Below are 20,485 nucleotides of genomic sequence, written 5' to 3'. Positions count from 1 at the left end.
GTGGGGGCGCGGTGGGTCGATCCTCACAGACGGGCACCGGTCTTCGTCCGCGGGGGCCCGCCCGCTCAGTTGACGGCGGCGCGCTCGGCCTCGCGGGCGCGCAGTTCACGGCGGAGGATCTTGCCGGCCGCGGACTTGGGGACGGCGTCCACGAACTCCACCGCGCGGACCTTCTTGTACGGGGCGACCAGCCCGGCGACGTATCCGGTGACCTCCTCGGCGGTCAGGGCGCTGCCCGGGGTGCGGACCACGAAGGCCTTGGGGCACTCGGTGCCGTCGGCGTCCGGCACGCCGATCACGGCGGCGTCGGCGATCTCGGGGTGGCCGAGCAGCACGGCCTCCAGTTCGGCGGGGGCGACCTGGTAGCCCTTGTACTTGATCAGTTCCTTGACCCGGTCGACGATGTACAGGTAGCCGCGCTCGTCCACGTAGCCGACGTCGCCGGTGTGCAGCCAGCCGTCGGCGTCGATCACGGCGGCGGTCGCGGAGGGGCGGCCGAGGTAGCCCTTCATCACCTGGGGGCCGCGGATCAGCAGTTCTCCGCGCTCCCCCGCGCCGAGGTCCCCGGCGGAGCCGTCCAGGGCGGTGACCCGCAGTTCGGTGGAGGGGACGATCCGGCCGACCGAGCCGCGCGGGGGGTCGCCCTCCCGGGGGGAGACCACGTGGGTGACCGGGGAGAGCTCGGTCATGCCGTAGCCCTGGAGCAGGTGCGGCAGGCCGAGGCGCCGGGCGCAGGCGTCGGCGAGTTCGCGGTCGAGCGGGGCGGCGGCGCACAGCAGGTACTCGACGGAGGAGAGGTCGTACCGGTCCACGGCCGGGTGCTTGGCCAGGGCCAGGGCGATCGGCGGCGCCACCACCAGGGCCTGCACCCGGTGCTCCTCGACGGCCCGGCAGAACTGCTCCAGGTCGAAGCGGGGCAGCACGACCACGGTGGCGCCGCAGCGCAGCGGCTGGTTGAGCAGCGCCGCGAGGCCGTAGATGTGGAAGAAGGGGAGGACGGCGAGCACCCGCTCGCCCTCGGCGGGGCGGTAGAGGGCGTCGCACTGGGCGAGGTTGGTGGCGATCGAGCGGTGGGTGAGCATGACGCCCTTGGGCAGGCCGGTGGTGCCGCTGGAGTAGGGCAGCACGGCGACGTCCTCGCCCGGGTCGATGGCGACCTCGGGGGCGGGGCCGGGCGCGGCGAGCAGGTCGGCGAGCGAGCGGTGGCCGTTCGCGCCGTCCAGGACGACGATCTCGGTCAGCGGGCGGCCCTGCCCGGCCGCCAGTTCGGCGGCCGCACGGGCGGTGGGCAGGAACGGGGACACGGTGACCAGCCAGCGGGCGCCGCTGTCGCACAGCTGGCCGGCCAGTTCGGCGGGCGTGGCCAGGGAGGACACCGTGGTGACGGTGGCGCCGGCCCGGGTGGCGCCGTAGTAGGCCATCGGGTAGACGGTCGAGTTGGGGCTGAACAGGGCGAGGACGTCGCCCCGGCGCACGCCCAGCTCGGCCAGGCCGGCGGCGACCCGCTCGACGGCGGCGGCGAGCTGCGCGTAGCTGACGTGCTCCCCGGTGAGGCCGTCGATCAGGGCCGGGCGGTCGCCGTACCGGGCCGCGGCGCCGAGGACCGCGTCATGGACCGGCAGGTCGACCACGGGGACGTCCGGGAACTCGCTTCGGAACACCAAGGCATGCCTCCAGTAAGGAAGTTGACGCGGCAACTAAACCTGCGTGCGGTGCGCGTTCAGGAGCATACGGACAGTCAGGGGGCAGGCTGGGCCATTGTGGGGAACCGGGGGCGGAGCTCGCGTGGCACGTGTGTTCCCGGGGGCGCCCGCCCGGACGCCGCCGCACCACGCCCGCCCGCCCCCTGGCGCGGTCCCGGCCCCGGAGCGCCCCCGTCCCTCCCCCGCCGCCGGCCCGGCGACACCACTCCGGTGGCCGTCACCCACACCGGGCCGTCACCCGCCGCGGGCCGGCCGTCCCGCACCGGCCCGGGCGCCGCGTACGGGAGGCAGCGCGGTGTTCGCACGGCCGTCCCCGGCCGGTGACTCAGTACGACTTGGGCAGGCCGAGGGTGTGCTGGGCGACGTAGTTGAGCACCATCTCGCGGCTGACCGGGGCGACCCGGCCGACCCGGGTGGCGGCCAGCAGGGCACCCAGCCCGTACTCCTGGGTGAGGCCGTTGCCGCCGAGGGTCTGCACCGCCTGGTCGACGGTCCGGGCGGCGGCCTCGCCGGCGGCGTACTTGGCCATGTTGGCGGCCTCCCCGGCGGCGAGGTCCTCGCCCTCGTCGTAGAGCAGCCCGGCCTTCTGGGTCATCAGCCGGGCCAGCTCGATCTCCACCGCGCACTGGGCGAGCGGGTGGGCCAGGCCCTGGTGGGCGCCGATCGGGGTGGACCAGACGGTGCGGGTCTTCGCGTACTCGACGGCCTTGCCGAGGGCCTGGCGGGCCAGGCCGAGCGAGAACGCGGCGGTGAGGATGCGCTCCGGGTTCAGGCCCGCGAACAGCTGCAGCAGGCCGGCGTTCTCGTCGCCGACCAGGGCGTCGGCGGGCAGCCGCACGTCGTCCAGGAAGACCTGGAACTGCTTCTCGGGGGCGACGAGTTCCATCGGTATCGCCCGGTACTCGAAGCCCGGGGTCTCGCGCGGGACGACGAACAGGCAGGGCTTGAGCTTGCCGGTGCGCGCGTCCTCGGTGCGGGCCACGAACAGGACGGCGTCGCAGTGGTCGATGCCGGAGACGAACACCTTGCGGCCGGTGAGCAGCCAGTCCTCGCCGTCGCGGCGGGCGACGGTGGAGATCCGGTGCGCGTTGGAGCCCGCGTCGGGCTCGGTGATGCCGAAGGCCATCCGGCGGCTGCCGTCGGCGAGGCCGGGCAGCCAGCGCCGCTTCTGCTCCTCGGTGCCGTAGCGGGCGATCACCGTGCCGCAGATCGCCGGGGAGACGATGAGCAGCAGCAACGGGCAGCCGGCGGTGCCGAGTTCCTCCAGGACGATGGCGAGGTCGGTGATGCCGCCGCCTCCGCCGCCGTACTCGGCGGGCAGGTTGACGCCGAGGTAGCCGGCCTTGCCGGCCTCCGCCCACAGTTCGTCGGCGGGCTCGCCGGCGCGGGCCTTGGCGAGGTAGTAGGCGGAGCCGTAGCGGCGGCCGAGGTCGCCGACGGCCTGGCGCAGGGCGCGGCGTTCGGGGGTTTCGAGGAGCTGACTGCCGATGGCGGACATGCGGGGGTCCTTCCTCAGACCTCTTGGGTGGACTTGACGACGGCCAGCAGGGTGCCGAGTTCGACCTGCCGGCCCGGGGTGGCGCGGAGTTCCACGAGGACGCCGTCGGCCGGAGCGGTGACGCGGTGCTCCATCTTCATCGCCTCCAGCACGAGCAGCGGCTGTCCGGCGGTGACGGCGTCCCCGACCTCGGCGGTGACGCGGACGACGGTGCCGGGCATCGGGGCGAGCAGGGCGCCGGGGTCGGTCTCGACGGTGGGCTCGGGGAAGCGCGGGAGCGCGGTGAGCGCGGTGCCGCCGGCCGGGGTGTCGACGTACACCCGGTCGCCGTGGCGGGCGACGCGGTAGGTGCGGCGCAGCCCGCCCTCGCGCAGCACGACCCGGTCGGGGCCGGCCTCGACCAGCTCGACGTCCGGGTGGTCCTCGGCCTGCAGGCCGGCGCGGGTGAGGCGGTAGCGGACCTCGCACTCGGCGCCGTCGTCCGCCCGGTAGCGCTTGAGCTGCGGCTGGGAGGGCAGGTTGCGCCAGCCGGACGGGAGCGCGGTGCGCCGGGCGGCGGCGTCGGCGAGGGCGGCGGCCAGGGCCGCGCGTTCGACGCCCCCGGTGTCCGGCGCGGTGAGTTCGGCGCCGTGCTCGGCGAGGAAGCCGGTGTGCAGGCGCCCGTCCAGGAAGGCCGGGTGCCGCAGCGCGCGGACCAGCAGCTCCCGGTTGGTGGCGGGCCCGTGGATCCGGGCGCGGGCCAGGGCGTCGGCCAGCCGGCGGGCGGCGGCCGCGCGGGTCGGCGCCCAGGCGATCACCTTGGCGAGCATCGCGTCGTAGTGCGGGGTGATCTCGTTGCCGGCTTCGACGCCGCAGTCCAGTCGCAGACCGGCGTCCGGTCCGGCCCCGGCGTCCGTTCGGGCCCCGGCGTCCGTTCGGCTCCCGGTGTCCGGCCGGCTCCCGGCGTCCGTTCGGGCCCCGGCCCCGGTGAACTCCTGGTGCGGCACGGTGAGTTCGAGGCAGTGCAGCGTGCCGGTGGCGGGCTGCCAGTCCTTGGCCGGGTCCTCCGCGTACAGGCGGGCCTCGATCGCGTGACCGCGCAGCGCCGGGGGCTCCGGCGGCAGCTGCCGCCCTTCGGCGACGGCGAGTTGGAGGGCCACCAGGTCCAGCCCGGTGACCGCCTCGGTGACCGGGTGCTCGACCTGGAGGCGGGTGTTCATCTCCAGGAACCAGAACCGGCCGTCCTCGGCGAGCAGGAACTCGGCGGTCCCGGCGCCGACGTAGCCGATCGCCCGGGCGGCGCTCACCGCGGCCTCGTGCAGCTCGGCGCGGACGTCCGCCGGGAGGCCGGGGGCCGGGGCCTCCTCGATCACCTTCTGGTGCCGTCGCTGCAGCGAGCAGTCGCGGTCGCCGACCGCCCAGACCGTGCCGTGCGCGTCGGCCAGCAGCTGGACCTCGACGTGCCGCCCGGCGGGCAGGTAGCGCTCGCAGAACACCTCGTCCGAGCCGAAGGCCTTGGCCGCCTCGGCCCGGGCGGCCGCCAGCTCGCCGGGCAGGTCCGCGAGGCTCCGGACGACCCGCATGCCGCGGCCGCCACCGCCCGCCGCGGCCTTCACCAGGAGCGGCAGGTCGGCCTCGCCGGGCGAGGTGAGCGCGCCCAGGACGGGCACCCCGGCCTCGGCCATCAGCCGCTTGGCGGCCGTCTTGGAGCCCATCGCGGCGATCGCGGCCGGCGGCGGGCCGACCCAGAGCAGACCGGCGTCCAGCACCGCCTGCGCGAACCCGGCGTCCTCGGAGAGGAACCCGTAGCCGGGGTGGACGGCGTCGGCCCCGGCGGCGAGCGCGGCGCGGACGATCGCCTCGGCCCGCAGATAGGTGTCGGCGGGCGCCGCACCGGGCAGGCGGACGGCCGCGTCGGCCTCGCGCACGTGCGGCGCGTCGGCGTCCGGGTCGGAGTGGACGGCGGTGGTCGCGATGCCGAGTTCCCGGCAGGTGCGGAAGACCCGGCGGGCGATCTCGCCCCGGTTGGCGACCAGCAGGTTGCCGATCAGTGTCGTGGAAGTCATGGGTGGCTCCGTCACAGGGTCTGGCTCACAGGGGTCCGGCTCACATGCGGAAGACGCCGTAGCCACGCGCGCCCTCGACCGGCGCGTTGTGGATCGCGGACAGGCACAGGCCCAGCACCGTACGGGTGTCGCGCGGGTCGATCACACCGTCGTCGTAGAGGCGGCCGGACAGGAACACCGGCAGCGACTCGGCCTCGATCTGCTGCTCGACCATCGCCCGGATCGCCGCGTCCGCGTCCTCGTCGTACGGCTGGCCCTTCGCCGCGGCCGACTGCCGGGCGACGATCGACAGCACCCCGGCGAGCTGCTGCGGGCCCATCACCGCGGACTTGGCGCTCGGCCAGGAGAACAGGAAGCGCGGCTCGTACGCCCGGCCGCACATGCCGTAGTGGCCGGCGCCGTAGGAGGCGCCCATCAGGACGGACAGGTGGGGCACCGTGGAGTTGGAGACGGCGTTGATCATCATCGCGCCGTGCTTGATGATGCCGCCCTGCTCGTAGTCCTTGCCGACCATGTACCCGGTGGTGTTGTGCAGGAACAGCAGCGGGGTGTTCCGCTGGTTGGCCAACTGGATGAACTGGGCGGCCTTCTGCGACTCGGCGCTGAACAGCACGCCCTGCGCGTTGGCCAGGACGCCGACCGGGTAGCCGTGCAGCCGGGCCCAGCCGGTGGCCAGGCTGGTGCCGTAGAGCGGCTTGAACTCGTCGAAGTCCGAGCCGTCGACCAGCCGGGCGATCACCTCGCGCGGGTCGAAGGGCACCTTGAGGTCGCCGGGGACGATGCCCAGCAGCTCCTCCTCGGCGTACTTCGGCGGCTCGGCGAGCGGGTCGGGGCCCGGGCCGGGCTTGCGGTGGTCGAGCCGGGCGACGATCCGGCGGGCCAGCCGCAGCGCGTCCGCCTCGTCCGCCGCGAAGTGGTCCGCGAGGCCGGAGGTGCGGGCGTGCATCTCGGCGCCGCCGAGCGACTCGTCGTCGGCCTCCTCGCCGGTGGCCATCTTGACCAGCGGCGGACCGCCGAGGAACACCTTGGCCCGCTCCTTCACCAGCACGGTGTGGTCGGACATCCCGGGGACGTACGCGCCGCCGGCCGTGGAGTTGCCGAACACCACGGCCACGGTGGGGATTCCGGCGGCGGACAGCCGGGTGAGGTCCCGGAACAGGGCGCCGCCGGGGATGAAGATCTCCTTCTGGCTGGGCAGGTCCGCGCCACCGGACTCGACCAGGTTCACCAGCGGCAGGCGGTTCTGCAGCGCGATCTCGTTGGCGCGCAGCGCCTTGCGCAGCGTCCAGGGGTTGCTGGCGCCGCCGCGCACGGTGGGGTCGTTGGCGGTGATCACGCACTCGACGCCCTCGATCACGCCGATGCCCGTGACCAGCGCGGCGCCGACCGGGTGGTCGCTGCCCCAGGCGGCCAGCGGGGACAGCTCCAGGAACGGCGAGTCCGGGTCGATCAGCAGCTCGATCCGTTCGCGGGCCAGCAGCTTGCCGCGCTTGCGGTGGCGTTCCACGTACTTGGGGCCGCCGCCGGCCAGGGCCTTGGCGTGCTCGGCGTCCAGCTCGGCGAGCTTGGCGAGCATCGCGGCACGGTGGTCGGCGTACTCGGGCCCGGCCGGGTCGACGCGGGTGGGCAGGACGGTCACAGCGGCGTCTCCGGGCTGTCGGCGAGCGGTTCCGGGGTCGGGAGCGGTTCCGGGGTCGGGGGCGTGGTCGCGGTCAGGAGCGTGGTCGCGGTCAGGAGCGTGGTCGCGGTCGGGAGCGGACCGGGGAGCGCGGTCGGGCTCAGGAGCGAGGTCGGGATGTCCAGGTGGCGGGAGCGCAGCCACTCGCCCAGCGCCTTGGCCTGGGGGTCGAAGCGGTGACGGGCGGCGACGCCCTGGCCGAGCAGACCGGTGAGGGTGAAGTTGACCGCGCGCAGGTTCGGCAGCACATGCCGGGTGATGTCCAACGCGACCGTCTCGGGCAGGAGTTCGCGCAGCCGCTGCACGGTGAGGGTGTGTACGAGCCAGCGCCAGCCGTCCTCGGTACGGGCCCAGACGCCCAGGTTGGCGTCACCGCCCTTGTCGCCGCTGCGGGCGCCGGCCACCAGGCCGAGGGGAGCCCGCCGGGTGGGCCCGTCGGGCAGCGGCTCTGGCAACTCCAGCTCGGGCAACTCCGGCTCTGGAACGGGTAGTTCGGCCGACGCCGGGTGGCCGGTGACCGGCGCGGGCGGGACGGCGATCCGGCGGCCGTCCGGCAGCACGGCGGTGTGCTCGACGGCCTTCGCGTCGACGTACGCGGCGGTGAACACCCCGTACGGCGCGCCCGGCCCCGGCGGGGCGGTGAGGTGGAAGCCTGGGTAGCCGGCCAGCCCCAACTCCACCGCGGCCTTGCCGAGTTCACGGCCCACCTTGGCCGGGTCGGGGTCGCGGGCGGTCAGCCGCAGCAGGGCCGAGGCGGTCTCCTCGGTCGGGGCGTCGGGGTGGTCGGTACGGGCCAGCGTCCAGCGCAGCTCGGCGGGGCGGGCCCCGGGCGGCAGCGCCTCGGTGAACTGCCGTTGCACCAGTGACGCCTTGGCCTCGATGTCCAGGCCGGTGAGGACGAACACCACCTCGTTGTGGTGGCCGCCGAGCGCGTTGAGGCCCACCTTGAGCGTGGCCGGCGGCGCCTCGCCCCGGACCGGGTCGATCCGGACCCGGTCCGGGCCCTGCCCGGTGAGCCGGACGGTGTCCAGCCGGGCGGTGACGTCCGGGCCGAGGTAGTGGGATCCGCCGGTCTCGTACAGGAGTTGGGCGGTGACGGTGCCGGTGGTGACGGCGCCGCCAGTGCCCGGGTGTTTGGTGATCACACTGGAGCCGTCGGCCTGCAGTTCGGCGATCGGGAAGCCGGGGCGGGTCACGTCGTGCTCGCGGAAGAACGCGTAGTTGCCGCCGGTCGCCTGGGCGCCGCACTCCAGGACGTGTCCGGCGACCACCGCCCCGGCGAGGGCGTCGAGGTCGTCCGGGGTCCAGCCGAAGTGGGCGATGCCGGGGCCGACGACCAGCGCGGCGTCGGTGACCCGGCCGGTGACCACCACGTCCGCGCCCTCCCGCAGGCAGGCCGCGATGCCGAAGCCGCCGAGGTAGGCATGGGCGGCCAACAGCCCGTCCGGAAGGCCGAGTTCCTCACGGCGCGGCAACAGGTCGTCGCCCTCGACGTGCGCGACGGCCGCCTCGACACCCAGGCGCCGCGCCAGTGCGCGCAGGTCGTCGGCGAGCCGCGCCGGGTTGAGGCCACCCGCGTTCACCACGATCCGTACGCCGCGCTCGCGGGCCAGCCCGAGGCACTCCTCCATCTGCCGCAGGAAGGTCCGGGCGTAGCCGCGCGCCGGGTCCTTCAACCGGTCGCGCGCCAGGATGAGCATGGTCAGCTCGGCCAGGTAGTCCCCGGTGAGCACGTCCAACGGCCCGCCGGTGAGCATCTCCCGCACCGCGTCGAAGCGGTCCCCGTAGAACCCCGAGGCGTTGCCGATCCGCAGTACCGTGCGTTCGCGCACCAAGGCGCCTCCCCTGACGGTGAGTTGGCGCCGACCCCGGACGGGCGCCGCCGGGCAGCAGCGTGGCACCGCCCGGAGAAAAAAGCAATCATGCCTGCTTGTTTTCAGGCACCCGATTCCCGCCACGCGCCACCCGCCGCGCGCGCCGGGCGGGCGGGTTCACCGCGCGAGCAGGTTCTGCACCAGGCCGGTCATCTTGGCCGAGGGCGCCACGTTGAGTTCCCGCTGCAGGAACGAGCGGTAGTGCTGGTAGGCGCGCAGCGCACTCGCCATGTTGCCCTCGGCGAGGTGCACCTCCATCACGATCCGGTGCGCCGTCTCACGGATCGGGTCGATCGCAATGGCGGCCAACGCGGCCTGGAGGGCCGCGAGGTAGCGCTCGGCGCCGCAGAGTTGGCGGGCCAGGCCCTCCAGCGCGTACAGCCTCAGCTGGCCCCACCGTTCGCGCGGCAGAGCCAGCCACTCGTCCTCCCAGTCGGGCAGCAGATCGGCGGCGAGGTCGTCCACCAGCTGGTCGATGTCGGCGGGCAACTGGGCGCCTCCCGCCGCGACTTGTCGGGCGCTGCCCCAGGCGCGCCACAGGTCGACCCGGACGTCCTCGCAGAGCAGCAGCCGGCGGCCGTCGCTCTCGACGACCAGCGTCAGGCCGAACCGCCGGACCTGGTACAGGGCCGACCGCAGGTTGGCGGCCGCCCGGCAACGGGTGCAGTCCGGCCAGAGCTGCTCGGCGACCGTGCCGCGCGAAGCGCCCTCGCTGTGCAGGGCCAGGAACGCCAACAGGCGCTGTGCGCCCACCGGGAGGGGAACACGCTCTCCCGCGCTGGTGGCTTCGAAGCCCCGTAGTAGTTTGATGCCCGGAGCAATCCATGACACACCACCACTGTGCAGTCCCCGGCGGATTCTCGCACCCCGTCAGGAGCACCGCCGCTCCGGCCGCCGGCGCCGCACTGCCCCGTCGCGGCACGATCACCGCCTCGTCGCGACCCGATCCCGGCACCGTCCCCCGTCCGTCCACGCAGGGCTCGGCGGACGTCGCGCGGCCGTTGCGCCGGCGTCACCCGAACATCGCACCGGGGTCGCACGGGCGTGGCACGGCCGACCCCGCCGTGCCACGCCCGCACACCGGGCGACCAGCTCGCCCCGGCCGTCCGAGCGTTGGGCCCGGGAGCGGACCGTCACCCCGAACGACCACCACGCCACGGCCGCGCGACGCCCCGGGGACGCCCGGACGCACGCACTCGCGACGGACCGCCGCACACCGGCCCGACGGGCGGTACGGACGCTGGCTTCACCCGGTGCGGGCCACCGCACCGGAGCGACCGGCCGGCACACGCCGAAGACGGCGTCGCCGTACGGAAGCGGCACGGAGCACCCCTCGGCGGGGCGCACCCCGACGCACCGGACGCACCCCGACGCACCCCGACGCGCCTGACGCGCCCCGACCCGACCCGAACCACCGAGAAGGCGGTGCCGCATGGAGGCCAGATCGGTCCTGCGGGGCCTGCAGCCGCCGACGGGCGCCGACCCGCCCGGCGGGCTCCTGCCGGGCGACGACCTGCTGGGCGACACCGAGGTGTGCATCGCCGTCCTGGACGGTCCGGTCGACCTCGACCATCCCTGCTTCGCGGGTGCGGACCTGACCCGGCTGGACACCCTGGTCGGGGAGCCGGCCGGGCCCGGCCCGATGTCTCTGCACGGCACCCACGTCGCGAGCCTCCTGTTCGGTCAGCCCGGCAGCGCGGTGGTCGGGATCGTTCCGCGCTGCCGGGGCCTGATCCTCCCGGTCTTCACGGACGAGGGGGCCGGCCGGGTCCCGCAGTTGGATCTGGCCCGGGCCGTCGAACGGGCGGTGCAGGAGGGCGCGCACATCGTCAACATCAGCGGCGGCGAACGCAGCCAGGACGCCCAGGCGGACGGCATGCTGGAGCGCGCGCTGCGGCTGTGCGACGAGAGCGGGGTCCTGGTCGTCGCAGCCGTCGGCAACGACGGCTGCGACTGCCAACAGGTGCCGGCGGCCGTGGCGTCGGTGCTCGCCGTCGGCGCCGCCGCGGCCGACGGTTCGCCGCTGGAGATCAACAACTGGAGTTCCGCCTACGCAGCCACCGGCGTCCTCGCCCCGGGCCAGGACATCGAGGGGGCCGCCCCGGGCGGCGGGCGGATCGCCCTCACGGGCAGCAGCTTCGCCACACCCCTGGTGTCCGGGGTCGCCGCCCTGCTGGTCGGCGCGCAACTGCGCACGGGGCACGGGGCCGATCCGCAGGGCGCCGGTCGAGCCGTGCTGCGCGGCGCGGACGCCGTCCCCTGCCAACCCGTCGACGCCCCCGACTGCCGGCGCCGGCTGGCCGGGCGGCTCGACACCGCCCGGGCGTACCGGCTCGTCAGCCGGGGCGATGTGACCGGTCCTCAGGAGTCGGTCACGGCCGGCACCGAGGCCGCCGCGCTCGTCGTCCGACCCTCCCCCGGGTCCGGGGCCCGCGCTGCCGGCGCCGTCCCGGCCGGGGCCTTCCTTTCCGGCTCGTCCGACCTGTACGAGTCCGGCTCGTCCGACCTGCACGAGGAAGTCACCACCATGGATACCGAGAGCGCCTCCGTCGTCACCGCACAGCAGCAGGCCTCCGACCCGGCCGCCGCGCCCGTCCCCGCGGGTGCGGGCGGTCCGGGCGGCGATCCGGCCGGCTCCGTCCTCCCCACGCCGCCGGTACCGGAACCGGCCGGCCTCGCGCCCGCCGGTGCGACCGCGGTCGGCACCACTCCGCCGGCGCCCCCGGCCCCCGGCGCCTGCCGCTGTCAGGGCGGCGGGCCCCAGGAGGCCGGGCCGGGCACCGGCGGCGCCCTCGCCTCCGCCCCGGCCGCCCAGTCGGCCGCCCAGCCGCTCCCGCCGCCGGTCCGGACCTTCGCCCCGCCCCGCACGGAACCCGCCCCGCCGGCGGCCGCGGTCGGCGGCGGCGTGCGCCCCTCGTGCGCGTCCACCAACGACCGCCCGCTCGTCTACGCGATCGGACAGGTCGGCGTCGACTTCCTCACCGAGGCCCGCCGGGACAGCTTCCGCCAGCTGATGAGCCCGGTCGCCGGCGCGCCCACCGCGGACGGCCGTCCGACCGAGGCGCCCGCCAACCCCTACGACGCCCGGCAGCTGTACGGCTACCTGGTCCAGAACCCCTGGGCGTCCGACAAGGTCACCTGGACGCTGACCGCGGACGGCACCCCGCTCTACGCGCTGGAGGCGGAGCCCGCTGCCGGAATGGACTGGAGCGCGCCGATCCTCGACCCGTCCTTCGACACCGCCCGGCTGCAGCAGCTGGCCGGCCGGCCCGACGAGCTCGCCCAGGTCCTGCTGCGGATCGCTTCCCCGCCGGTCTCCACGGTGTACCGCACGCTCCGGGACGCGCTGCTCGGCCAGGCCCAGGGCACGAGCGACCCGACGTACGTCTCCAGGGTCTCGATACCCGGTCGGCTGACCGACCGCACCGTCCGGCTGTTCTCGGGCCAGGTCGTGCCGGTCGTCGAGGTCAAGGGTCGTGGTCTCTACACCTGGACGGAGGCGCTGCTGACCCAGGAGGTGCTGAAGGCCGTCGAGGACGACACGAAGGCACGCAAGATCACGGTCGACGAGACGGAGATCCGCACGACCGTCCGCGCGTTCCTGGACAAGATCTACTACCAGTTCCGCAACCTCGGCCAGAGCTCCGCCGACCGGGCCCTCAACTACGCCGGAACCAACGCGTTCCTGTTCGGCAGCCAGATCAGCGCGGGCATGCTCGCCGCCAAGCACGTGCCCGGACCGGGCGACCGGCTGTACACCCTCGAATCCATCAGCGTCGCGAAGAGCCCGTACTGCCGGATGGGATCGGACTGCCAGGACGTCACGGTCCGGTTCTTCGACCCGGAGAACGACCGCAGGGCCCGGGTGACCTGGCTCTTCACCATCGACGTCAGCGACGAGATGCCGGTCAGCCTGGCGCCGACCCACCAGTTCCTCGACTGATTCCTCGGCTGAGCCGGACGCGGTCGCGTCCGCGACGCGGGCCCCGGACGGGTCCGGGACGACCGCACGGCAGCCCCCACGAGGAGGAGAACCACGATGAACGCCCCCGACAGGCTCCCCAAGCCCGCCCCCGCGCTCCCCGCCCAGGCCCGACCGGTCCGCCGGGACGGCCCCGGGGAGCCCGCCCACCAACGGACCGGCCCGGGGGTCGAAGCGGCCCTCTCCCAGTGCGCCGGCATGCCGGGCCTGGCCCGGCAGATGTGCTACGCGGCGCAGTACGGCACCTGACCGGTCCGACACCTGAGGAAGGAGACCGTGATGACCGACCAGCCCCTGGCAGCCCCCACGGCGTTCCAGCCGCCCGCGCCACGGATCCCCCGGCTGGCCCCGCCCGTCCTGCGGGCCGGGCACGGGCCGGGCGGCGCCGCCGGTGGCGGCGTGGAACCGAGCATCGGAGCACTGGAGTACCTCGGCAGGACGCTCGACCCGTACGTCGGCCTGCCCGACCTGCCCTACGACCAGATCGGCGACGCCATCGGCGACGCGGTCAGCAGCATCGGCAGCACCGTCGCGGGCTGGTTCAGCTGACGCCCGCGGCTCCCGACGCCCGCACCCTCCCGCATGTGAACGGCGGCGGAAGGGTGCGGGAACCACCCGGAAGGGAGAAGGATGATGATCAACGAAGGCATGCGCGAAGCGACCGGGCTGCCCACGCCCGGGCCGCAGCTCCCGCGGCTGGCCCCGCCGGTCGACCGCACCGGCACCGGCGGCGGAGCGCTCGGCGCCGCCCCCGGCGTCGAGGCCGACTTCAGCCTGGGCGACCTCGTCAGCGGGCTGGGCAAGGTGGCCAAGACCGTGGTCCCGGGCCTCGGAGGCATCCTCGGAGGCATCTTCTGAACGGCGTTCCCCCACACCGGCGGCAGGGCCCGGAGCCCTGTCGCCGACCGGAACGCGGATGAATCCAGAGAGGCGGAACCATGCGTCACGACCCGCCACAACTACCGCCGATCGACCGCAGGATCCCCTACCAGCCCGACCTCAAGCCGTTCGGCGACCGGACCCCCGCCGAGGGGGACGCCATCGTCGCCGTGCAGCACGGGCCGGCGAAGCCCCTGCCGGCCGCCCTCGGCGGCCCGGGCGACTCCCCGGCGGGGACGACGGCGCTCCCCGTCCTGCTGGACGGCCCCGGCGGACTGTTCGGTGCCCCGCCCGGCGATCCGGCCCCGTGGACGTGCGGTGCACGGCCCACCCCAGGCTGTCTGCCGCCCCCACCGCCGGTGATCGGCGGGCGCCACTGATCCGGCGCCGCCCGGCACCGCCCCCGGGCCCCCGGCTCCTGCCCGGGGGCCCGGGTACGGGTCCGTCCACGTGCGGGAGGATCGTTCTGAACCTCCCTGCCGGCAAGGATCGTTGACCTGGCGAAGCGCCCACAGCACACCGACCGGCGACAACGACGGAAGCCACGGGCTGGTGATCTGCAGGCCCTTAGACGATCCTGTTCCTGGCAATCGCGGCGAGCGCATCCTGCACGCTCAGGAACTCCTCCGTGCCCGCCTGCGGCTTGTCCACCAAGGCTTCGCCGTGCCGCTGCACGCAGATCCACAGGGTGCCTGACACCGGAAGATCGCCGAGCCACTGGGTCTGCGGAGTGTAGACACCGGCACGGTAACGGCCGTTGTGGACATCGCTGGCGATCACCATGCCCACCACCGTGCGCCCGTCCATCGCCCACAGCACCTCGGCGGGGTTGTAGGAGGCGGGCACGAGGACCAGTTGTCCCCGATCCTTGGCCATCAGATGCAGCACCAGCCTTTCGAACGGGCCGGACCACCCACCGGGCAGTCCGGACGTGTGCCAGGTACTCGGTTCAGATGATGGCAGCAGCAGTCGAGTTGGAGTCAAGCCTGCCGCCGGTCGGCCCGGCCTCCGACACGTCGGGCACGCCTGGTGGTCAGCACCTCTCCAGCCTCGAACCGTCCTCGCGGCAACAGCCACAGCCACTGGTGGTTGAAGACCGGCCCCGACGCCGGCCCCGGCCGCCAGGACCCGACTTCTGCACCGGGCGCCGAGGCCCCGACGATCGGGGCGGTCGAATCGACCGGGTCGATCAGGTCGATCAGTTTTGGAGAAGCACCCGGCACGGGCCCGCGCCTAGCGTTGCGGTCATGAGCGACATCACCATTCACTGGACCTTCCTCCCGCACACCGACCCCGAGGCCTCCCTCGCGTTCTACCGCGACCTGCTCGGCTTCGAGGTCCGCAAGGACCTCGGCGGCGGCGCGATGCGCTGGATCACCGTCGGCCCCGCGGACCAGCCCGGCGTCTCCCTCGTCCTGGAGCCGCCGGCGATCGACCCGGGCGTCACCGAGGACGAGCGCAGGACCATCACCGAGATGATGGCGAAGGGCACCTATGCCCGGCTCGTCCTCGGCACCGCCGACCTGGACGGCGTCTTCGACCGGCTGAAGTCCGGCGGCGCCGAGCTGGTGCAGGAGCCGACCGAGCAGCAGTGGGGCGCGCGCGACTGTGCCTTCCGCGACCCGGCGGGCAACCTGATCCGGTTCAACGAGGTGCGCTGAGCCGGCCGCCGGCGAACCGCCGCACCGCACGGCCGCCGCACCGCCGACCCGCCGGCTCGCCCGGCCGGCGGGTCGGCACCCGCCACAGCCCGCCGGGCCCGTCCCCACCCCCACCGGCCGGAGCGGTCCCCCTCGACTCTGGTTGGATCGAGGGGACCGCCGACCGTGGCCGCGGGGACGGGCCCGCCCGATCGACAGGGAGAGACGACACGATGCCCAAGAGGACGGACGCGCACCCCGCGCCGCACGCCGCCGACAGCCATGACCTGATCCGCGTCCACGGCGCACGCGAGAACAACCTCAAGGACGTCAGCGTCGACATCCCCAAGCGCCGGCTGACGGTGTTCACCGGCGTGTCCGGCTCGGGCAAGAGCTCGCTGGTGTTCGACACCATCGCCGCCGAGTCCCAGCGGCTGATCAACGAGACCTACAGCGCCTTCGTCCAGGGCTTCATGCCCTCCCTGGCCCGCCCCGAGGTGGACGTCCTGGAGGGCCTGACCACCGCGATCATCGTCGACCAGCAGCGGATGGGCGCCGACCCGCGCTCCACCGTGGGCACCGCCACCGACGCCAACGCGATGCTGCGCATCCTCTTCAGCCGCCTCGGCACCCCGCACATCGGCTCGCCCAAGGCCTTCTCCTTCAACGTCCCCTCGATCAGCGGGGCGGGCGCCGTCACCGTCGAGCGCGCCGGCAAGACCGTCAAGGAGCGCCGCAGCTTCAGCATCACCGGCGGCATGTGCCCGCGCTGCGAGGGCCGGGGCAGCGTCTCCGACATCGACCTGACGCAGCTGTACGACGACAGCAAGTCGATCGCCGAGGGCGCGATCACCATCCCCGGCTGGAAGACCGACAGCTGGTGGACGGTCGGCGTGTACGCCAACTCCGGCTTCCTCGACCCGGACAAGCCGATCCGCGAGTACACCGGGCAGGAGCTGGAGGACTTCCTCCACCGGGAGCCGACCAAGGTCAAGGTCAAGGGCGTCAACCTCACCTACGAGGGCCTGATCCCCAAGATCCAGAAGTCGATGCTGTCCAAGGACAAGGACGCCCTGCAGCCGCACATCCGGGCCTTCGTGGAGCGCGCCGTCACCTTCACCGCCTGCCCCGACTGCGGGGGCACCCGGCTCAGCGAGGCCGCCCGTTCCTCCAGGATCGCGGGCATCAGCATCGCCGACGCCTGCGCGATGCAGATCACCGACCTCGCCGACTGGGTGCGCAAACTCGACGAGCCCTCGGTGACGCCGCTGCTCACGACCCTGCGGCAGACCCTCGACTCCTTCGTGGAGATCGGCCTCGGCTACCTCTCGCTGGACCGCCCGGCGGGCACGCTCTCCGGCGGCGAGGCGCAGCGGGTCAAGATGATCCGCCACCTCGGCTCCTCGCTCACCGACACCACGTACGTCTTCGACGAGCCCACCACCGGCCTGCACCCGCACGACATCGACCGGATGAACAAGCTGCTGCTGCGCCTGCGCGACAAGGGCAACACGGTGCTGGTGGTCGAGCACAAGCCGCAGACCATCGCGATCGCCGACCACGTGGTCGACCTCGGCCCCGGTGCCGGGACGGCCGGCGGCTCGGTCTGCTACGAGGGCGGCGTCGAGGGGCTGCGGAGCAGCGGCACCGTCACCGGCCGCCACCTGGCCGACCGGGCGCCGCTGCGGGAGAGCGTGCGCAGGCCCACCGGGAAGCTGGAGATCCGGGGCGCGGACACCCACAACCTGCGGGACGTGGACGTGGACGTCCCGCTCGGGGTGCTCACGGTGGTGACGGGGGTGGCCGGCTCCGGCAAGAGCTCGCTGATCCACGGCTCGCTGGGTCGACGGTCGGGGGCGGCCGGCGAGGGCGTGGTCTCGGTCGACCAGGGCGCGATCAAGGGGTCGCGGCGCAGCAACCCGGCCACCTACACCGGGCTGCTGGAGCCGGTCCGGAAGGCCTTCGCCAAGGCCAACGGCGTCAAGCCGGCCCTGTTCAGCGCCAACTCCGAGGGTGCCTGCCCGACCTGCAACGGCGCCGGGGTGGTCTTCACCGACCTGGCGATGATGGCCGGGGTGGCCAGCACCTGCGAGGACTGCGAGGGCAAGCGGTACCAGCCGGCCGTGCTGGAGTACCGGCTTGGCGGACGGGACATCGCCGAGGTGCTGGCGATGTCGGTGACGGAGGCCGAGGGGTTCTTCGGTTCGGGCGAGGCCGCGCTCCCGGCCGCCCACCGGATCCTGGAGCGGCTGGCGGACGTCGGGCTGGGCTACGTCAGCCTCGGCCAGCCGCTCACCACGCTCTCCGGCGGTGAGCGGCAGCGGCTCAAGCTGGCCACCCACATGGCGGACAAGGGCGGGGTCTACGTCCTGGACGAGCCGACCACCGGCCTGCACCTGGCCGACGTCGAGCAGCTGCTCGGGCTGCTGGACCGGCTGGTCGAGTCCGGCAAGTCGGTGATCGTGATCGAGCACCACCCGGCGGTCATGGCGCACGCCGACTGGATCATCGACCTCGGCCCGGGCGCCGGGCACGACGGCGGGCGGGTGGTCTTCGAGGGCACCCCGGCCGACCTGGTCGCCGCCCGCTCCACGCCGACCGGCGAGGCCCTGGCGGCGTACGTCGGTTAGCCGGCGGCGTAGGTCGGTTAACCGGCGGCCGGCGGCGTGCGTCGGTTGGCCGGCGGCCGGCGGCGTACGTCGGTCAGGGCGTGTCGGACGGCTCCAGCGGGAGGGCCATCTCCAGGATCCGCGCCGAGGCGTCCAGCACGTAGGGCGTCTCGCCGCCGGTGTACGCGAACCCGCGCCGCAGGTAGAAGGCCGCGGCGCGGGGGTTCGCCTCGTGCACGCCGAGCAGCATGAGGTCGGCGCCCCGGCCGCGCGCCCAGGCGAGGGCCGTGTCCAGCATGGCGTCGGCGACGCCGCGCTCGCGGCCGCGGTGCGCCGGGTCCACCCAGACGCCGATCAGGTCGACGGCGCCGGCCCGGTCCTTGCTGGCGGTCGACAGCATGGTGCCGACCCACTCCCCCTCCGGGTCGACCGCGACCAGGCCGACCTTGTCGGGCTCGTTGACCCAGTCCGTCCGGGCCCGCCAGTTGCCCTCGCCCTGGTGGCTCGCGTACTCGTGGGTCTCGCCGAACGCCATCGGCGTGTCGAGGAGTTGGGCGAGGCGCACCTTCCGCAGCTGCTGCCAGTCCTCGCGGCCGATCCGCTCGATCCGGTACTGCACGTTCTCCCCCGTCAGCCCGAGGCGTCACACGACGCTGCCTCCGCCACCGGTGGTCACCGGCGGCGGAGGCAGGATAGCCGTATTCCGGACTACGGCTTGATGCGGACCACCTGCGGGTCGTGGTCGCTCGCCTGCTGGGCGAACTCGGAGTTGATGTGCACCACGTCGTACTTGGCGTAGCCGACCTCGGGGCTGACCAGGATGTGGTCCAGCACCTGCGAGTTGCCCTGGTAGACGTAGGAGTACTGCTCGGTCTCCGGCAGCTCGTTCACCAGGTCGCGCAGCACGCCGCCCTTGGTGAGCGCGGCCAGCGCGGGCGAGAACTGGTAGTCGTTGAAGTCGCCGAGGGAGACGACCTTGGCCTCCTTGTCGGCGGCCAGCAGCTGGGCGACGAAGGACTGCTCGACGGTGGCCTGCTTGAGCCGCTGCACCTCGGAGCTGCGGGTCGGCTGCTGGAACCGGCTGTCGATGCCCTGGTCGCCGCCCTTGCTGTTGAAGTGGTTGGCGATCACGAAGACCTTCTGGCCGCGGAAGACGAACTGGCCGACCAGCGGCTTGCGGCTGTTGGTCCACGCCTCGTCGTTCGGCTCGATCCGGCCGGGGGAGGCGGTCAGCGCGGTGGCGGCGCCGGTGCCGGTGACGCCGACGGCGGTGGTGGTGCCGCCGCCCGCGATGTCGGTGAAGGAGACCCGCTGCGGGTTGAACAGGAAGACCTGGCGGATGTTGCCGCCGGGCTCGCCGCCGTCCTTGCCGTCCTGCGGGTCGATCGAGCGCCAGTCGTAGGCCGGGCCGCCGGCCGCCTTGATCGCGGCGATGAACTTGGCGACGGTCTGGCTCGCGTCGACGGTGCCGTCGTTCTTGGAGCCGTTGTTGTCCTGGATCTCCTCCAGGGCGACGACGTCGGGCGAGCGCAGGTTGGTGACGATGCCCTGGGCCAGCTCGGCGAACTTGGAGTCCGGGTTGTTCGGGGCCAGGTTCTCCACGTTGTAGGTGGCGAGGGTGAGTTCGCGGTCGCTCGCCTGGGCGGTGACCTCGCGCTGGAGGTGGTTGTCCTTCAGGGTGCCCATGGTGCCGGCGACGAGGGTGTAGCCGCCGAAGTTGTTGTAGTCCAGCGGGCCGGTGGTGGTGCCGGTCAGCTCGTCGCCGACGTTGGCCACCGGGAAGGGCTGCTGGGAGACCGGGGCGAGCTGCTGGATCATCAGGCGGCCGACGTTGGGCTCGCGGTAGGACTCGTACAGGACGCCGCCGCGCTTGCTGCGCTGGTCCTGGCGGTCGGCGGCGACCCACAGCTCGTTGTACTTGTCGGTCGCCTGGATCACCCGGACGTCCTTGACCTGGACGAGCATGCCCTCCAGGGACTCGTAGAAGTCCAGGGTGTACTTCTCCGGGTCGAGCTTGCCGCCCTCGATGGTGCCGTCGGCGCCGGCCGCCGGGGAGTAGGTGCCGGGGATGTTGCGGGTGTCGACGACGACCGGGGCGGGCAGCGGGTTGCCGGAGGAGACGACGGTGATGCCGGGGGCGGAGATCTCGGTGACGGACTGCGAGCCGCCGGAGAGGCTCGGGTAGTACTCGGTGATCTTGCCGCTCACCAGCACCGAGTCGCCGACCTTGACGGTCGGGTTGCCGCCGGTGAAGACGAAGATGCCCTCGCTGGTGGCCGGGTCGGCGTCCGGGTTCGGGTCCTGGATCCAGAAGCCCTTGGAACTGCCGTACGCGCGCACGCCGGTGACGATGCCGGGCACGCCGGTGACGGGCTTGCCGGCCTGCGGGGATATCCGGGTGGTGCCCTGGATGTCGTGGATCCGCAGCGGGCCGGCCTCGGTCGGGGCGGGGGTGGCCGCGCCGGCGGCGTTGGCCACCGGGAGCGGGACGAGCACCAGCGACGCGGCCAGCGAGGCCGGGACGAGCGCGGCGCGCAGCAGGGTCCGACGCGGGCGGGGTGCGGGGGCAGTGGTCAC

General features: G+C 73.9%; 16 protein-coding genes. 7 read left to right on the top strand and 9 right to left on the bottom strand.

The window, feature by feature from the left end; all coding sequences use genetic code 11:
- Positions 1–65: 65 nt before the first annotated feature.
- From ACIRST_RS04585 to ACIRST_RS04560, 6 genes are all read right to left on the bottom strand, one after another.
- Entirely contained in the window at positions 66–1,664 is a 1,599-nt protein-coding gene (locus ACIRST_RS04585) for a 4-coumarate--CoA ligase family protein (RefSeq protein WP_350525192.1), read from the bottom strand.
- Positions 1,665–2,028: 364 nt separating this feature from the next.
- Positions 2,029–3,201, bottom strand: coding sequence for an acyl-CoA dehydrogenase (locus ACIRST_RS04580; protein WP_350525191.1), 1,173 nt, complete (start codon positions 3,199–3,201; stop codon positions 2,029–2,031).
- Positions 3,202–3,215: 14 nt separating this feature from the next.
- Positions 3,216–5,246, bottom strand: coding sequence for an acetyl/propionyl/methylcrotonyl-CoA carboxylase subunit alpha (locus ACIRST_RS04575; protein WP_402800003.1), 2,031 nt, complete (start codon positions 5,244–5,246; stop codon positions 3,216–3,218).
- Positions 5,247–5,286: 40 nt separating this feature from the next.
- Positions 5,287–6,885, bottom strand: a complete 1,599-nt coding sequence (locus ACIRST_RS04570) for a carboxyl transferase domain-containing protein (RefSeq protein ID WP_350525189.1) — start codon at positions 6,883–6,885, stop codon at positions 5,287–5,289.
- On the bottom strand, positions 6,882–8,681 hold the full coding sequence (locus tag ACIRST_RS04565; protein WP_402800146.1) for an acyclic terpene utilization AtuA family protein: 1,800 nt from the start codon (positions 8,679–8,681) through the stop codon (positions 6,882–6,884). The genes ACIRST_RS04570 and ACIRST_RS04565 overlap by 4 nt, the downstream gene beginning before the upstream one ends.
- A 234-nt stretch (positions 8,682–8,915) precedes the next feature.
- Positions 8,916–9,551 (bottom strand): BTAD domain-containing putative transcriptional regulator, encoded by a 636-nt coding sequence (locus ACIRST_RS04560; protein ID WP_350525188.1) that lies wholly within the window; start codon positions 9,549–9,551, stop codon positions 8,916–8,918.
- Positions 9,552–10,230: 679 nt separating this feature from the next.
- On the opposite strand from ACIRST_RS04560, the gene ACIRST_RS04555 reads away from it, so the two are divergent.
- The 5 genes from ACIRST_RS04555 to ACIRST_RS04535 all read left to right on the top strand — a co-directional run bounded on the left by ACIRST_RS04555 (position 10,231) and on the right by ACIRST_RS04535 (position 14,039).
- Positions 10,231–12,741, top strand: a complete 2,511-nt coding sequence (locus ACIRST_RS04555; RefSeq protein ID WP_402800000.1) for a S8 family serine peptidase — start codon at positions 10,231–10,233, stop codon at positions 12,739–12,741.
- A 96-nt stretch (positions 12,742–12,837) separates the two neighbouring features.
- Positions 12,838–13,029 carry a hypothetical protein gene (locus tag ACIRST_RS04550; protein ID WP_350525186.1) on the top strand — a complete coding sequence of 64 codons (192 nt, stop codon included), beginning with the start codon at positions 12,838–12,840 and terminating at the stop codon, positions 13,027–13,029.
- Between the two features lie 30 nt (positions 13,030–13,059).
- Positions 13,060–13,329 carry a hypothetical protein gene (locus tag ACIRST_RS04545; RefSeq protein ID WP_402799998.1) on the top strand — a complete coding sequence of 90 codons (270 nt, stop codon included), beginning with the start codon at positions 13,060–13,062 and terminating at the stop codon, positions 13,327–13,329.
- 81 nt (positions 13,330–13,410) lie between these two features.
- Positions 13,411–13,638 (top strand): hypothetical protein, encoded by a 228-nt coding sequence (locus ACIRST_RS04540; RefSeq protein WP_350525184.1) that lies wholly within the window; start codon positions 13,411–13,413, stop codon positions 13,636–13,638.
- A gap of 80 nt (positions 13,639–13,718) precedes the next feature.
- Positions 13,719–14,039, top strand: coding sequence for a hypothetical protein (locus tag ACIRST_RS04535; protein WP_402799995.1), 321 nt, complete (start codon positions 13,719–13,721; stop codon positions 14,037–14,039).
- 187 nt (positions 14,040–14,226) lie between these two features.
- On the opposite strand, the gene ACIRST_RS04530 is transcribed toward ACIRST_RS04535, so the two are convergent.
- Positions 14,227–14,547, bottom strand: coding sequence for a hypothetical protein (locus ACIRST_RS04530; protein ID WP_402799993.1), 321 nt, complete (start codon positions 14,545–14,547; stop codon positions 14,227–14,229).
- 359 nt (positions 14,548–14,906) lie between these two features.
- On the opposite strand from ACIRST_RS04530, the gene ACIRST_RS04525 reads away from it, so the two are divergent.
- Positions 14,907–15,320: a VOC family protein gene (locus ACIRST_RS04525; protein WP_402799991.1), complete on the top strand. Its 414-nt coding sequence runs from the start codon at positions 14,907–14,909 to the stop codon at positions 15,318–15,320.
- Between the two features lie 212 nt (positions 15,321–15,532).
- Complete coding sequence (locus tag ACIRST_RS04520) at positions 15,533–17,929, top strand: ATP-binding cassette domain-containing protein (RefSeq protein ID WP_402799989.1); 2,397 nt, start codon at positions 15,533–15,535, stop codon at positions 17,927–17,929.
- 73 nt (positions 17,930–18,002) lie between these two features.
- Here ACIRST_RS04520 and ACIRST_RS04515 read toward each other — a convergent pair whose 3' ends face one another.
- Positions 18,003–18,527, bottom strand: a complete 525-nt coding sequence (locus ACIRST_RS04515; protein WP_402799987.1) for a GNAT family N-acetyltransferase — start codon at positions 18,525–18,527, stop codon at positions 18,003–18,005.
- Between the two features lie 89 nt (positions 18,528–18,616).
- Entirely contained in the window at positions 18,617–20,485 is a 1,869-nt protein-coding gene (locus ACIRST_RS04510) for an endonuclease/exonuclease/phosphatase family protein (RefSeq protein WP_402799985.1), read from the bottom strand.

This window comes from Kitasatospora sp. NPDC101447, from assembly GCF_044767225.1.
Taxonomy (GTDB): Bacteria; Actinomycetota; Actinomycetes; order Streptomycetales; family Streptomycetaceae; genus Kitasatospora.
Note: the sequence above shows the minus strand (reverse complement) of the source record. Positions and strands in the feature narration are given on the sequence as shown.

Bases quoted from the DNA above. Each gene is read 5' to 3' on its own strand.
- ACIRST_RS04555 (WP_402800000.1), top strand. From the start codon at position 10,231: ATGGAGGCCAGATCGGTCCTGCGGGGCCTGCAGCCGCCGACGGGCGCC.
- ACIRST_RS04550 (WP_350525186.1), top strand. From the start codon at position 12,838: ATGAACGCCCCCGACAGGCTCCCCAAGCCCGCCCCCGCGCTCCCCGCC.
- ACIRST_RS04545 (WP_402799998.1), top strand. From the start codon at position 13,060: ATGACCGACCAGCCCCTGGCAGCCCCCACGGCGTTCCAGCCGCCCGCG.
- ACIRST_RS04520 (WP_402799989.1), top strand. From the start codon at position 15,533: ATGCCCAAGAGGACGGACGCGCACCCCGCGCCGCACGCCGCCGACAGC.
- ACIRST_RS04565 (WP_402800146.1), bottom strand. From the start codon at position 8,681: ATGCTCACCGGCGGGCCGTTGGACGTGCTCACCGGGGACTACCTGGCC.
- ACIRST_RS04535 (WP_402799995.1), top strand. From the start codon at position 13,719: ATGCGTCACGACCCGCCACAACTACCGCCGATCGACCGCAGGATCCCC.
- ACIRST_RS04540 (WP_350525184.1), top strand. From the start codon at position 13,411: ATGATGATCAACGAAGGCATGCGCGAAGCGACCGGGCTGCCCACGCCC.
- ACIRST_RS04525 (WP_402799991.1), top strand. From the start codon at position 14,907: ATGAGCGACATCACCATTCACTGGACCTTCCTCCCGCACACCGACCCC.
- ACIRST_RS04575 (WP_402800003.1), bottom strand. From the start codon at position 5,246: ATGACTTCCACGACACTGATCGGCAACCTGCTGGTCGCCAACCGGGGC.
- ACIRST_RS04580 (WP_350525191.1), bottom strand. From the start codon at position 3,201: ATGTCCGCCATCGGCAGTCAGCTCCTCGAAACCCCCGAACGCCGCGCC.